The sequence below is a fragment of the Candidatus Uabimicrobium helgolandensis genome, from assembly GCF_041508025.1.
Taxonomy (GTDB): domain Bacteria; phylum Planctomycetota; class Uabimicrobiia; order Uabimicrobiales; family Uabimicrobiaceae; genus Uabimicrobium; species Uabimicrobium helgolandensis.
Window position 1 is genome coordinate 1,126,647 of the sequence record NZ_CP165719.1, and the last position, 15,987, is coordinate 1,142,633.

Consider the following 15,987-nt stretch of genomic DNA (forward strand, 5'->3'; position numbering starts at 1 on the left):
TTAATTAGCATTGTTGCAAGTCTTTCTCTTTTGCTAAAATTCACCTAAGCCAAGATAACTATCAGATTTGGAGTGTTGTAGTACAGAGTATTGGCATTCCATTTCTGCATATCCTAGAATTTATTGTTCCTTACCGTTTTATTTCATTTAAAGTTTCTAACGGATACCCTAATGCAAGATAAAAAATTCTGGAGTGTTTCTGCGGGAATTGTTTTTGTTCTGTTTATTAGTTGGAATTTTATTATTTCACCAACACAACAGCAAATTAAACAATACAAAAAAAAATGTAAAAATCTTCATAGTTTAACAAACAAAATTCACTCACAAGAATACCCTCCATACGATCATGTACTCTCATATATAAATAACCATAAAGCAACATTTCAAAAAAATATTCAACGTTTAAATAGCAAAGTAACGATCAAACCTTCTTCATCTGACATATTGGAGCCGACTAACTTTAGGAAAATCCTGGGAGAGAAGCTGTCTTCTATACAAGATAAAACAAATCGTTTGGGAATAAAATTTGATAGTAAACTGGGGTTTTCTCAAGAAATTAAGCAAGTATATCAAAGGCACTATACTCATTTAAAAATCGTTCATTATGCATTGTTGAAGCTTACTGAGGTTGTAGAACAAAAATCAGAAGAGTTAGAAATTGAAAATATTGAACATTTGACATTAGGTAATTCGAAACCGCAGCTCATTAATAGATACACTTTAAAAATAACTATAAATGCTGAATTGCACACTATTATGAAGTGGCTTCATACATTATCTCAACCAATACAAGAGCAAGAAATTTTTTTTCATATAGATAATGTTTCTTTTAAGAACCATAAGCAAAAATTAGTGGGTGCTAGTATTTTTATATCAGCAATACACGTTGATCTAGAAAAGAAAGATATTTCGCCGGATAAGCAGCAAGAAGATAAAAACACCTCTGATCCATTGTGGGAAAGGTACAGATAAATATGCATAAAATAAATAAACAACAGTTACTATTCTTATGTAGTACAACAGTTGGATTTTTTTTGTTTTATTCTTCTTATACTTCAAAGCAAATACAATCATTTATAACTCAGACAGCATCTAATAATTTTTCTCGAAAAAGTATTTCTGTGGTTTCGCCATTTCCAGAGAAAAATTTTTATAGTTATTGGTCTGGAGAAAAACGCGATATTTTTCGTAAAGTTGATAATTACAAAAAACTTCCTCCAGGAAGTATGAACTTTCCTAAAGTTGAAATATCAGAGAATTTTTACTTACCGCCTTTACCAATAACTAATACAATTAAGATAATAGACAAAGAGTCTTTTTCTGCTATATCTGAACAAACAATTGTTCCTGAAATATCAAAACCAAAAACACTAAGACCTAAATATGGGCGTCTAGCAAAAATACTTCAAAGAAAAGTTCTAAGCGAAGATTTGATACTCATGAATAATGGTAAGAAGTTTTCGGGAAAGATTATCAACCAAAACAATAAAGAATTTATTATTCATGTTATCAAAAACAAAAAAGCAACGAATTATAATCTTCCTAAAAAGCAAATCCAAAAAATTTATCGAAAAATTGATGTCGAAAACGTGTGTAAGCGCGAAGTGAAAAAAGCAGATTCTTTATCATTGGAACGACGAATTTTATTGGCCGAAGCCTGTGCACAGTTACAGCAACATTCTTTAGCAAAAAAGTTATTTGAAGATACTATTCGCAAGTTTTCAAATAACAAAAAACCTATACTAAGTTTTGTTGATTATTGGCTTGATAATTTGGAATACAATAATGCATCTTATTGGATACAAAAAGCGTATTCTTTTGTTGTGAAAGATATAGAAGTAGAACGAAAATATGCTCATTTACTTATGACATTAGACCTAAACATAGATTTTCTTACTACTTTTCAAAAATCGCAAAACCCTCAGGATGTGCTAGAAAAAATTGCATTTGCTGTTAAAAATAAAAAATATAAATATGCACAGCAACAATTACAAATAATTTCGAGTGAAACTTCATCGAAGTATGCGGAAGGTTATTTTTATTGGAAAGCATATTTCGAATATATAGATGGCCAGTTTGAGTTAGCTCTTAAAACCATAGAAAACATAAAAGAGTCTTCGCTGTGGCAAGAAAAAATTTCAGGTATTCACGGTGCTATTCTTTATTTACAAGGTAATCTGCCTGCTGCAAGAGAAGCACTTCTTAAAAGTTCTACACCAACAACACTTTACAACCTAGCGTTGGTTTATATTGCGAGTAATGCAAAAGAAGATGCACAAAAAATATTGGATAATTTAGAAAAAGAAAGTATTGCCCTTACCCATGAAATTGCATGTGCTAAAGCTTATCTGTCTTACATAAATGGTGATAGTAGTGCTGCTTTAGATCTTTTAGAAAAAACGTTGAAAGAAAATCCTGACAGTTTTTTGAGCCACTACGTAGCGGCAGAAATTTTTTATAAACAAAAAAATATATCTAAGGCTTATGAACATTACTCGACAGCACTAAATTTTCGTTTCAGTTATACCCCTATATTAGTTCGATTAGCGGAAATCACTTATCGTAGCAATAATTTTCATGATAGTTTTGTTTACATAAAAGAATTGCTAAAACGTAAAGACGCTTTATTCACTCAAGATACTATTCGTATATATAACCTATTATCGCAAATTTACATACAGCAAAAAAAATATACGCAAGCTAAAGAAGTGCTTTTGAAATCGATACGAATATCAGCGACTAACATTGATACACTAAAACTCTTTGCAATTTTGGCGAACCAGAGTGGTGATTACAATGCAGCAGTCGCATATTTAAAGAAAGTAGTGCAAGTAAACCCTAAAGATGCATATGCAAGAAAGTATGCTTACGAAATATTGTTAAATCAAAAAAGTGTATATTGGGAAGATACTTTTAGCCGTAAAGACAATAGCGATATTCGGCGTGGATGGTTTGAGGAAGAAAATAATGGTATTGTAATACAGCTTCGTGGTAGCCAGGTATTTTTTTCAGGAACTCAAAGAAACAACAATGTTACTCAAATTTCGAGAAAAATACCAGCAAAGCACTTTTTAGCTATTTCAGGTGAGATAACAACTATTGCAAAAGCATATATTGGAATTGTTATTTCAAGTGGTCGCTCTAGGTTCTTTTTTGGAAAAGATCCTGATGGTAACATTGGCTACGGTTTACAAAAATCAGAAACTGTATGGGAATGGAAAAAAGTAGAGAATCAAATATGGCCAAAAGATCCAGTTGTAAAGATAGAACTAAAGAGATTTCCAGGAACTAGAACTAAGGATAACTACGAACTCTATATAAATGATATTCTTGTAAAAAAATTACAAATGAAATTAAGCCGAGATTTACAAACAGGTTTTTTTGGTAAAGCAGAGTTTGGAATCCCTTGGAGCATGCATGCCGATAATGCTCGGATAGTAGAAATAAAAGAGTGAAGTCCTTTATTCGAAAAATAGTAAAGCGCAAAAATACAGTGTTATTTTTGCGCTTTACTATTTTATGTTTACTTATTTTCCCTGCAAAATTATATACAGCAATTTACTCTTCGCAAGAAATTGTTGTGTGTCTTGATTTTTCTAGAAGTAATGAATGGCTACACGCACAAAAAAAGATATCTCTTCAAGATCTCTATATTGACAAAATCCAAAAAATAATGGACACCCTTTCTTCTCGTGATAGATTGGGAATAATTGGTTTTGCGACAGAATGTTACGTTATTAAGAAACTTAACGATGATCGAATTTTTACACTACCTCGTTATACAGGGAATATAGATTCTTCCCAGATAAATTTAGCATTAGCAAAAGCAATAACGATGTTTAGTTCTCATCAAACACACAAAACAATTGCTGTATATAGTGATGGCTTATTTGATGATATAAACCCTAATTTTGGTAAACAGCTCGCCAACAAAAGCATTTCGATGAAGTTTGAATATTTAGAGACGCCCACCATAAAAAACTTGCAAGACATTGCAATTGAAAGTATGCGTTTGCCATACTTTGCGAAACAAGGACAAACTATTCATGGAGAACTCGTTGTTAGGACATCGCACAAAACAGATGCAATTCTTCAAATCCAAAGTGGTGAAAAAATAATAGAAAAGCGTCGCGTTTTTTTTAGCGAAAAAGGAAAATATTCTCTTTATTTCTTTTTAAACATTCTTGAGCAGAAAAATGTAAATATCTCTGTAAAGATTCGCACATCAGAATTTATAGAAAAATGTTTAGAAAATAACACCTATCAACAAGAAATCAAAGTTAATCAAAAAATAAAAATTTTAGAATTCGGTAAACAATTACAGCAAATGAACTTACCTTTTTTTATCGTCGATTCATTTCAAATACCTCCTCAAGATCTTGATCTTGAACAGTATGATATTATTGTTGTAAGCGATGTACACATTGACAAAATCAAGCACTTAGATAAATTTATCTCTAAACATACAGGAAATGGTCGTGGGCTTATGATGATAGCGAGCCCAAAAACATTTGCCTCAGGAGGATATTATTCAAGTGATATAGAAAAAGCATTACCAGTGTGGACAGCTCCTCGCCAAAAAAATAATATGACTATTATGATTCTTCTCGATATTTCTGGCAGTATGAATGAAAAATATGGTAACACTATAAAAATTGAAGCCGCCAAAAAAGCAATATTAAAAATTAGCAAGTATTTAGATGGTGACTCTTTGGAGTTAGTTGCTTTTAATAGCCGTGTTGAGGACATTTTTAAAACAGGAGACTTTTACGAAAAAATTTCGCAGATAAAAGCAAATGGTGAAACAAAAATAGTTCCTGCAATACAATATGTTTTGCAAAAAAAGTCGAATAAAAAACATATAATTGTAATATCTGATGGCGAGATACAGAAAAATGTACCTGGCCAATTAGGAATTCTTCCAAAGAAAACGTCATTGTCAGTTATTAGTACAGGGAAAAACAATAATAGTTTGCGAGAAATTTCAGCGTGGGGAAAAGGTAGTTTTTATGAAGTGCAAAATCAAAATTTACACGAAATTATTGAGCATGATTTGCTAAAAACAAAAGGAAAACTATTTATAAGTAAAACAACAAAAACGGTAAAAAAGTCAAAGCTGTTGTGGGATGGACAAGACTATGAAAATAAGTATATAAACAAGTATGTTCTCACTAAAAAGAAACCTCTTGCAAAAAATCTTTTACAAACGGAAACAGGAGATGCTCTATTAAGTGTACAGGATTATAAACTGGGAAAAAGCGCTGCACTAATGACAAATAGAGAATGGACATCAAACCTACCCGTAGAGAATTTAGTATCAGAAACATTGTTGTGGTTGGCACCTAATTACAATAATTTATCTAATTTATTTATTAGCTATCGTGGTAATCAGCTGCAAATACGCAAAGATTATCCAAAGCACAATCAAAAGTTTGTAATTCATCCTTTGTGGTTGAATAAACGTTTTACAATGCAAGAGCAACAAAGTGGGGTTTACACTTTAGATTTATTTGGGCAAAAATCGCCATTTTATTTGAAATTAGAGCACCAAAAAAATCCATTAGAACAATCTTTAGTAAAATTCCAATTACCGTATTCTCCAGAATACGCAAACTTAACGCAAATTATGCCATACACAAAAAATTCAAATAAAAATTCAAATACCCAAAAAAATATGGATAATATACTTATGAGTATTGCTATTATATGCTTTTTAATTGAAAGATTTATTACAAAGGGAATGTGAAATGGATTTTGATGTTGAAGATTATCAAAGAAGACAAGAGGTTCGTCGTAAAAAAGATGTAGCGATTAGGCGCAAAAAAACGCGCAATCAAATAATTGGTGCATCTATTATTTTTACGATTTTAGCACTTATTTTATCTGTGACGGAAATGGGCTGTGATTTTCTACAAAATTATATAGACGACCAAGTAAAACCTTATATTGAACAGGCAAAAAAAATTGATAGCCTTCCTCAAGGAAGTATTTTTTATCCAGAAGATAGCAAGACATTCAATGGTCTGATGGAGAAAAATTTTAAAGGTTCATGGTTAATCGGTATACAAGACTATGTTTGCGATATGAATTTATTTTGGTCTAGATCATACAAAGCATACCGGTCATACAATAAATATCGTATTTACTTTGGTACTTTTTTTCCAGAAAAAATACCAGAATTTATGTTTACAGAAATATCAATGTCAAAAGATTCTGGACAGTTTAAGACTTGTGGAGAATTGATTGAATATTTTTACTACAAATATGGAAATAAACTCAAAGAAGTTGAACCATGGTCAACTAAAATACAGGATGTTGAAGTTCACTGGAAACAGATAAATGCCTCTAAGCGCCTAACAAATGAATTTGTCTACTAGGGATAAAAATATGTTTCTATATTTTGTAAAATTCGAATAACGATGCGCTTTGAAAATAGATGATGTTGTGTTTAGAAAATGACAAAACTAATTCTTAAGCAAGCCGCAAAAAGTTTTTAAAAGCAGCTTGCCTTTGAGTATCATAGCGGCATCAGGCCTTCGGTTGCATAGTTACAACTATGTACCTCTTAGGCTGTCTTTGCTCTGACACTCAAATTCTACACTCAAATTCTCAGACTTGTGGAGAATTGATTACACTCAAATTCTCAAATTCTACACTGATTTGAAATGTGCTCAAAAAATTTTTGCGACTCGCTTAAAAGAACTGAATTATGGAAATATAAATAAAGACACGTCCAAACCAGAACTTTCGTTAGAAGTTATTCTTTATAATTTACTAAGTCACTTAGTCTTCAGGAACAGAAAATGGATTTACTTTTACTTACTCTTGGCCTCATTATTTCACTTTACATACTTATAAAATCTTCAGACGTGTTCATTGGATCAGCTGAAGAACTGGGGAAATGGCTATCGATACCTCCATTTGTTATTGGTGTCACCATTGTTGCGTTAGGCACAAGTCTACCAGAGCTCATTACTTCGCTTATTGCGGTATACCAAAATTCTTCAGAAATTGTGTTGGGAGGAGTTATTGGTTCTAATATTGCCAATATATTATTGATATTAGGAGTTGCTTCTTTATTTACAAACAACATGAATATTAGTTGGAATATTTTTTACAGTGATCTTCCTATTTTTTTTGTGTCAGGTGGTATGCTGTGTTTTGTTGTTATTGCTGGAAATTCTACAGGAGCCTCTTATGTAACGGTTGGTGAGTCACTACTACTTCTATGTGGTTATGCTATTTATTTATGGTTTTTTATCACTGATCGCCAAACTACAGGTGGCGAAAATCCAACAGAAGGCAAAGGCAAAAAGAAAAAAGGAAAAGCGTCTTTGTCACCAAAGGTACCTATATTTTTAGGTGTTGGCTGTCTTGGAATATTTTTAGGGGCGAAGTATACTGTCGAATGTGTAATCAAAATATCAGAAATTTTAGAAATAGCTAAAGATATTATTGCAAGTAGCGCCGTTGCTATTGGAACAAGTTTACCTGAATTGATGGTTTCTATTGCAGCTGTTCGTAAAAAACAATTCGATATTGCTTTTGGTAATGTAGCAGGTTCCAATGTTTTTAACATATTTGCAGTTATTGGTATACCAGGACTTTTCGCCGGAGGTAAACTAATTGTTCCAGCATCTGTTCTTGCTCTTGGTCTACCATATTTGATATTTTCTTACATTTTGTTTTTAGTTATTATGATGGATAATAAAATAACGCGAATGGAAGGTGCTGTTTTACTACTTTGTTATGCACTTTTTATGGGGAAGTTATTTAATGTCATGTAGAGGGGTAAAGCGTGCCAAATAAAAAATTAAGCCAACCAATTATATTGATATGTCTGTTTGTCTTTATAGCTATTACCATATATATTAGTATCGCAGGTATGCGTTCTTTGCTAAAGGAGCAGTCTTTTAATCAATTAATTACGATAAGAGATTTGCAAAATACACGGTTGGAAAGCGCTATAAAAACAATGCGTGGACAAGTACAGAATTTAGCCGATACACCTTTTGCAATTAAGGCAATGAAGGACTTCTCTCAAAATTTTTACAATGTAAAAAAGCAAAATGATATTAAAAACATTGATAATTCGCGTACTGTGTCTCAAAATTTTTATCAAAATATTTTTGCGCCATTATTCAAAAAAACAACATTGTATTCCCCAAGTAAAAACACATTATCTCAGTTGGTTAATCTTCCAGAGAATAGCTTGTTATTGCAAAAATACTACATAATGGAAAACCCAAATCCTACGGATGAAAAATCTAAATTATCTTTTGCAAAGGATAATTCTAATTGGTCTAAATCGCATGAAAAGTATCACCGTTTATTTAAGAACTACTTAGAAAGAAATAGTATTGATGATTTACTTTTAGTAGATTTAAAAAAGCAAAACGTTGTGTATAGTGTTGCAAAACAAGTTGATTTTGCAACATCATTGGCTATAGGACCTTTTCAAAATTCACCTTTAGCATATGCTTACGAAGATGCGAGATCTTCTTTGGAACCTAGTTTTACAAAAATGACAGATCTCACCGCGTATTTTCCCGCTTTTGGGAAACCAACAAGTTTTATTTCGTGCCCAATTTATGAAGATGATAAAAAAATAGGGGTAATTATCGCTAAAATATATCATCACAACATCAATAAAATAATGGCTGATGAAAAACTATGGAAAAGACTAGGGTGGGGCGAAACAACAGAGACATATGTTATTGGACGTGATAACAAGATGCGTAGTGATTCGCGAATGTTTGTTGAAAAGCAGCAAAACTACGTTTCTTTGTTGGAAAGAGAAAAAAGCACTTTGCCTAGTATACTCGCTAGTAATACAACAGTACTTCTTCAAAATACTGATTATTATTTCGCAGAAAAAACTGGCTGTGAGATAAGCACAAATTATTTTGGGAAAAGAGCAATTGTTGCGCATGCAAGTGTTTCTGACCTAGATTTACAGTGGATTGTCATAGCCGAGCAAAATTTAGATGAAAGTTTTTTACTTCTAAACGAATTAGAAAATGCTTTGATGATTCTCTTTGGTATGATTTTAATATTACTAATTGTATTTACTTATATAACAAAACAGAATAAACAACAAGATATCTTAAATGCTACTCAAAAAATTACTAATGAATTAAGTTCTATACATCAAAATATCAATCAAGTAGGAAAAAGAGGTAACAAGCTTCTTAAAAAATGCGAAACGAATATTGAACTAACTACGAACTTTCATTACAAAGTACAATCTTTTGGCAAAGATTTTAATCAAGATGAAGAGCAAATACAATCCATCAAGAGCTCTTTTTCTGATATAAATCAAAAGCTCAATGATAGTCGACAACAAATGCAAAATTTTAATAAGAATCTAAGTAACATTGACAATGCACTAAAACAAATAAAGAATATGATTCTTATTATGGAAAATGTTGCGAAAGAAACACATATTGTATCCCTTAATGCGTCTATTCGGGCAGCAAGAGAAGGTAATTCTTCTTTTTCGTCTGTGGCAGATGAAATTCGAAAATTGGCATTAAAAAATGCGCGCGTCTTAGAAAAAACAAGTACAAAAATTGATACTGCGCAGAAAGTAGTGCAAAAAAACGATAATGACTTTCAATACATTGAAAAAAATACACAAACTATTGATCAACAATTACAAAAAGCCAGCGAAATTTTGCAAAAGATATCAGATTTAAAGCAAAGACTATCTATTTACTTAGAAAGTCTGACTAATCAAACACAAGACGCAAAATTTTCTTGTGCTTATTTACAACAAGACTTAAGACAAATAGCATCTGAAAGTTCTAACTTAACTAATCAAATAGAGGATGTTACTTATAATTTAAGAAACATGGGGAGTGCTCCTTAGAGCTTGAAAATTTTGTTCCAAAATAATTTTATAATAACTCTTGGAGTACACTTGCATAATATTTATTTTACTGGGAGAGAAACATGAATTATATACCAAAAACAAAAGAATTTATGGATAAAAAAATATTTACTCTCGATCCGGATATGGATGTATATAACGCTATTGATGTTCTTATTGCTAGAGGAGTGAATAGTGCTGCGGTGATTGATAAGAAAGGTACTCTTGTAGGTATTCTATCTGAAAAAGACTGTTTATTAACTCTAATTGGCGAAGTTTATGACAATCTTCCTGGCAGTACAGTGAAAGCATATATGACTGAAAATGTAAAAACAATATCTCCAGAAACAGATATATTTGTTGCAGCAGACATCTTTCTAAAAAATAGTTTTCGTCGTTTATTAGTTGTAGATCAAGAGCAACTTGTTGGACAGATTACTCGAAAAGATTTATTACGTGCTATTAGTAAACTTAAAAGCCGGAAAGTTTACAATCCTATTCGTGGGGGCTATGAAGAAGAAGGTGGCATTCACTTACTGTAGAATGAATTGTTCCGTGGATGCACCTCTTAAGCAACAGTAGTGGAGTTTCACCGACTACCGTTGACTTAATGAATTCATAATAGTACCGAATGTAGATGTTAACCCAAAGGCAAATCGCATAGTTGTTAATTCTAAATATAATCGTAATCTAACAACTATGCGATTTCTTGTACTATTGTAAATCTTGAATTCAACAGTACATTTATGTTATTTTTCTTTGGTATCAGCAATTAAACCTTGTTGCTTTTTGAATTCAGGGTAGATTTTATCGTGAATATTTTTTAGGTAACTTTCTTCATTTTTTGGATGATCGCTGATTTTATCGCGATATACAGAACTAAGTAAATTAATTTTATTTATAAGTACTCTGTCTTGATCAATTGCAACTACTGCTTTTACTGAACTATCTACCCAAATAAGTTTTGATAAATCACTTACAGAATGGGAACGAACCGAAAAAAGTTTCAATTCTTTTGGTGACAAAATTCCTCCTAGAAAACGATGTAAGGCCTGCGATTTATGTTGGTCCGACATTTGAGGGTGTGCAGTTATATAGCGCAGGTAACTACGGCAAATTTGCTCTATCTCTGAACGAAATTCTTTTGTCTCTAAACGAATTTGTAATTTCTCTTTTTCTTTGTGGTAAAAACAGTATTTATCTTTGTATAAAACGCCTGCAAAAATAAGTAGAGCAATTATAGAAACAATCATTCCCCATACCGAGCCGATTTGAGCTACTTTCTGTTTTCCTTGAATTTGCCAGCGACAAATAGTTGTGATAAACGTTGTTAATAAACCTACTGTAATAACAAACGCCATCAAGGACATAAAAATTTGAGATGTTAAAAATGTTTGCAATTGCTCAATAGATAAACCTCGTATTTGATAGAGTGAATATCCAACAAAAACAGCAAGATTAAGAGCAATAATTCCTGAAAACAAAATTAATTCCTCTTTTTTCTTAATGCTCTTGATCATTGAGAACGGTGCCCAAATTGGATATAAAATGTAAGCGATTGTTGGTAGAGGTTTTTTATTGAAATATAGTGATTTTAGTTTTAAACAGACATTATTAATAAAGGAAAACAATGGAATATATGTAAATATAGAAGAAGATAGAATGTCATCGTAGTAAGCATGTAGTAATAGACAGCTTATAATACCAGCCATGACAACAACGATCCATGCTTCTGCAGTAATAATCGCTACCATTGTCAATACTAAAGGAACAGTAATTACGGCGATTAACTGAATGTTATATTCTATAAAAGATTTAAATTTATCCATACCACTTTCAAAAGTATTCCAGTGAGGATTATCTACTTCTTCTCGATAAGTATATTTGTTTATTTTCTCTAAACTACTATCACTTATACCTTCTTTACGTATACCCATTACGATCCATGGTAAAATAAATAGATCAATAATAACGCCTACAAAAAAGAATCCAAAGGTTAAACTATATAAAATAGCAGAACGATCTTTTCGCAAATAGTAACGGTGTATTCCTAAAAAACCTAAGAAAATTAGCAGCAAATACGCTGTTGTCATTTTAACTTCTGTACTTTCCGCTAGAACTGCTTGTGGAATTTCTTCTTGAACTTGTGGTTCTGGTTGTTTTGGTTTTTGCGGAGGTTTGACTACTGGTTTCAAAGGTCCTTTGGGTTCCGTTGATATTTGCTTTTCTTGATTCACAGCAAAAAGAGATGTTGGTTTACTTTTTTTAGGCGTTGCTTCTGGTTTTGGCGCCTCTACATTATTTGTTACTTCGGCAATTTCCTGACGAATTGTAAATTTTTTGCTTTTTTTCGCTCCAGACAATGCTGCGGGTGCAATTCTCGGACGATCCATCTCTTCTATGTCAACTTTTCCTTCGGATGTAAATACAGGAGTTGTATCTCGTACCGAACTACTTTCTAACGCTCTTATGAAACTATCTAGTTTTGAAGCAGGTAAAATATCCAATTTTTTTAAGGTATCAGTAAGGGAAACTTGTGCGCCTCTTTGTTTTAAATGTCTTTCTTGATAGCTTTTGCACGCCTCCGCTTCTTCTGGTTCAATTACGCCTTCCTTCAGTAAAACTTTTAATAGTTTGTCATCATCTATCTTTGCCATCTCATACCTTTCTATCAGAATTCTTGTCCACAGGAAAGTCAGAAAAAACTTTCATACTCCAAATACAAAAAAAATAAAGTGCAACAGCGCCTAATACAGTAATAATTATATCTACGCTGTGCCACATCCCAAGGTTTTCTATGTTTACTTCCCTCTGAATATAAACAAAAATTCCCATAATACCAGTCGCCAAAATAACTTTTATGAAAAATAACTTGTCAGGAATAATAGAAAATTGTAATTTCACTTTCAAATAATAAAAAGACGAAAGGAGGGCAACTGCTGCGCTTATTACAGTTGCAATCGCTAATCCTAACTCAGAAAAAGAATGGACTAATAAAAAATTTAATACTACATTTACTGTGACCGAAATACAAGAAATTTTCATAGGAGTTTTAGTATCTCTTATCGAGTAAAAAACTTTATTTAAAATCTGTTGTGTACAAAAAATCCAGACAGCTAGACTATAGATGCAAAGTACCTGCGCTATACGAAGAACATCTTTTGTTGCAAAAGAGCCATAAAAAAGAGCCATAAGTTCCGGGGAAAGTAAAAAAAGTCCTACAGTTGCAGGAAAAGAAAATAGTAATGTTATTGACAGAGTTTTTGATATTAAACGTTGCAGGCCTTGCATGTTTCCATTGATAATTTCCTTTGAAAAGTTTGGAAAGGCAACGGTCGCTATAGAAATACCAATGAGTGCTAATGGAAATTGAACAAAGCGATTTGCCATGTAAAGTACTGTTACAGCTCCTGCTTCAGTGATAAAAAACCAAGCAATGACACGATCAAGTAACACATTTATTTGAACGATCATTATTCCAACACTACCTTCAGAAAAACTTTTCAAAAATGGCTGCATATTTTTTTTGTTATAACGACAAGTAAATGTAGGTAGAACATTTAGGTACTTCATTATAGGGATATATGGAATAACTTGTAAAATACCAGCAAGTACTACGCAAACAGAGACTATATATACCCCCAAATAAATGTTTGTTTCGCAGTACACTAAAAGCGCTAAAACGGTAACCCATACAATGTTAAGGATGATTGGCGATAGAGCAGGTATAATGAAATGGTTAACTGCGTGTAAAATAGAAGAGAAAAAAGCGATACTACAAATAAATATTGAATATGGCAACATTATAGATGTTAGTGAAAGAACTAATTTATTTTCGTCGGATACAAAAAACATACACGCTAAACAAAAAAGTATTCCTAGCAAGCAGTATAAAATAACTAAAAATAGTAAATAACAAAAAATTTCACCTGAAAATTTCTGTGCTTCACCATTGTTAGATTTGATTTCTTTACTTTGAAATATTGGTGTAAATATAGCAGAGAAAAGCCCTTCTCCCAAAAGCCGCCGTAAAAAATTAGGAATGGTAAAACCCAAGACAAAAGCATCTAGAACAAAGCTCGCTCCAAATACAGTCGCTAACAAAATATCGCGTAATAGCCCTAAAATACGAGATATCAAGGTAAGTACACTGACAAAACTTGCATTTTTGACTTCGGTGTTTTTATTATGCTTTTCGCGGTGTTTTTTCATAAATTTTTTTGGTCTGAACAATGCTTTGTGAATTGTTTCTCTGTTATCGACTCTTGAGATATAAAATTTGGCATTGGCAGAATTAACTTGAGTTGCTTTATTTTGGTTTTGAGTAAAGTGTAGAGCACGTCGACATGCCCAAACATTGTAAAACTTTTCAAAGAATAAATGATATTACAAAAAAAGATAAAGAATATTATCGAAGATTTCATTGAAAAAATCAATGAAGTAACAGTAGCATTTATTAGAAATGCTTGAAGAAAGAAGTTTGCTGAGCATAGACATAACGTTTTAACATATGGTTTATAGCATATACGAAAGTACATAAAAAACTTTGGCTGAAGAACCTTGTTCTTGACCCAAATAACTTAAATTTTGTAAAAATCTGAATGGAGATAGCCCCTTGTTTGTAAAGGTTTTTATATAGAAAAATTCCCTTATTGTCCGAACTTAAGTGTTGACAGCAAAAGGCGAATTCTATATCATACAATAAATTTATTTTTCTAATTATTTTGTTATAAACAACTGAAAAATAAACTGCAAATTATAAAATGCAAATTTTGTCATTTGCTATTTATTTTTGAGGGGTTATTGTAAAATCTAAAAATCGTTTTATATATAGTGAGTGATTCATGAAGAATCTCCTTCTGTTGATAACTTTAAGTGTGTCTATAATTGTTGGTTGTAAATCAAAACCAAAAAATACACAACCCAAAATAGTCTATAAAAAGGTAGAAAAAGGACCTAAAGTTTCTTCCGAGAATCTAATGCGTATAGCTTTTGAACGTCCAGTGATTGCTGTTGATGAAATAAGAGCAAAAAAATTAGATGATCCCTTTGCTGTAGATCAAGAAAAAATTATCAAAGAGTATGCAAAAAATTCAACAAACGACATATCGATAACATTTATGTCTTCTAATGGCGAAGAACGCGTAATTCATGGTACTATAAAAGTACTTGATTACGATGCAAGCAAGCCTGAACTTAACGAACGAGGAAAAACTATCCTAATTAGCCCTCAAGAAGACCTAGTCTACGAAGAAATATGGGCGAATGGTTATGGGCGAATTGTTGCCTCGGAAATTCCAAACGAAGATAGTGAAGAACCAGGAGCTGAATTAGTTCATCTTGTATTGGGAAGTAGAAAAAAAAAAAGTAATGGAGTAGAATTTCATTTTCGCGAAGGAAGTATCTCTAGCGTAAATGATAAGTACACTCCTTTCAATCTTACCTTTCCTGAAAATAGCAAACAAAATATTACTTTATCTCTAGATGAAGGCCTTGTGAATGTACAAGGGCAACTTGAAATATTTAAAAGCACTGAATACACGAATCTGGCTCCTGTATGGGTGGATTTAGACAACAATACCCAAGAGATTCTAAAGAGGAATGGCGGACAAGCAAACATAGCCATTAGTGTTCCTGATGAAAAGCACCTAGGAAAACGTAATGTAATTGTTCCTATCCAAACAGAACAGGATCCTATTACAGAAGGAAGCAAATTTGGTACAGTTATTGCTGTACTAAAATTAAAGCAATCCTCTGATAATTAGAGTCGACTTTAAATTTTGTGTAATGTGTTATTTTAGGGAGTAGTGATACTTTGCAAGAAGTAATAAAGCTAATCCCTGAAATAGCGAAGTTCTAATAAATGTCGACGTGCTCTAAGGTGCATCCAGTAAAGTGTGAGTTATTTTGGGCAAAGGCAAAATACTAAAAAAATTCAACCGAATTCTACTGTTGAAAAGTAAAAACTAATGTCCAAAACAAATACGGAAGTGGACATGCCTGAAGATGTTATAAGTGACCTGGCTGGTCACTTACTCCAGTACAACGTGTTGTTTACGTTGTAGATACCTATTCTCAAATAGAATTACTTTACTAAAATAATAAAGTATTCATTC

10 protein-coding genes are annotated in these 15,987 nt (G+C 32.1%); 8 read left to right on the forward strand and 2 right to left on the reverse strand.

Features of this window, described 5'->3' with window-relative positions; all coding sequences use genetic code 11:
• The first annotated feature begins 171 nt into the window (after window positions 1–171).
• The 7 genes from UABHE_RS04105 (at window position 172) to UABHE_RS04135 (ending at window position 10,413) form a co-directional block, all read left to right on the forward strand.
• Window positions 172–972, forward strand: a complete 801-nt coding sequence (locus tag UABHE_RS04105) for a hypothetical protein (protein WP_372368957.1) — start codon at window positions 172–174, stop codon at window positions 970–972.
• A gap of 2 nt (window positions 973–974) precedes the next feature.
• On the forward strand, window positions 975–3,455 hold the full coding sequence (locus UABHE_RS04110; protein WP_372368958.1) for a tetratricopeptide repeat protein: 2,481 nt from the start codon (window positions 975–977) through the stop codon (window positions 3,453–3,455).
• A complete protein-coding gene (locus UABHE_RS04115; protein ID WP_372368959.1) occupies window positions 3,452–5,746 on the forward strand; it encodes a VWA domain-containing protein in 2,295 nt (764 codons plus the stop codon). Before UABHE_RS04110 ends, UABHE_RS04115 begins: the two co-directional genes overlap by 4 nt.
• A gap of 1 nt (window position 5,747) precedes the next feature.
• The gene (locus tag UABHE_RS04120) at window positions 5,748–6,377 is read left to right on the forward strand and encodes a hypothetical protein (protein ID WP_372368960.1); all 630 of its coding nucleotides are present in this window, start codon (window positions 5,748–5,750) and stop codon (window positions 6,375–6,377) included.
• A gap of 426 nt (window positions 6,378–6,803) precedes the next feature.
• Window positions 6,804–7,787, forward strand: coding sequence for a calcium/sodium antiporter (locus UABHE_RS04125; protein ID WP_372368961.1), 984 nt, complete (start codon window positions 6,804–6,806; stop codon window positions 7,785–7,787).
• A gap of 11 nt (window positions 7,788–7,798) precedes the next feature.
• Complete coding sequence (locus tag UABHE_RS04130; protein ID WP_372368962.1) at window positions 7,799–9,871, forward strand: methyl-accepting chemotaxis protein; 2,073 nt, start codon at window positions 7,799–7,801, stop codon at window positions 9,869–9,871.
• An 83-nt stretch (window positions 9,872–9,954) separates the two neighbouring features.
• A complete protein-coding gene (locus UABHE_RS04135; protein WP_372368963.1) occupies window positions 9,955–10,413 on the forward strand; it encodes a CBS domain-containing protein in 459 nt (152 codons plus the stop codon).
• Window positions 10,414–10,620: 207 nt separating this feature from the next.
• On the opposite strand, the gene UABHE_RS04140 is transcribed toward UABHE_RS04135, so the two are convergent.
• Window positions 10,621–12,528, reverse strand: a complete 1,908-nt coding sequence (locus UABHE_RS04140; RefSeq protein ID WP_372368964.1) for a TM2 domain-containing protein — start codon at window positions 12,526–12,528, stop codon at window positions 10,621–10,623.
• 1 nt (window position 12,529) lies between these two features.
• Window positions 12,530–14,083: a murein biosynthesis integral membrane protein MurJ gene (gene murJ, locus UABHE_RS04145; protein ID WP_372368966.1), complete on the reverse strand. Its 1,554-nt coding sequence runs from the start codon at window positions 14,081–14,083 to the stop codon at window positions 12,530–12,532.
• 632 nt (window positions 14,084–14,715) lie between these two features.
• On the opposite strand from murJ, the gene UABHE_RS04150 reads away from it, so the two are divergent.
• Window positions 14,716–15,636, forward strand: a complete 921-nt coding sequence (locus UABHE_RS04150) for a hypothetical protein (protein ID WP_372368967.1) — start codon at window positions 14,716–14,718, stop codon at window positions 15,634–15,636.
• The last annotated feature ends 351 nt before the right edge of the window (window positions 15,637–15,987 follow it).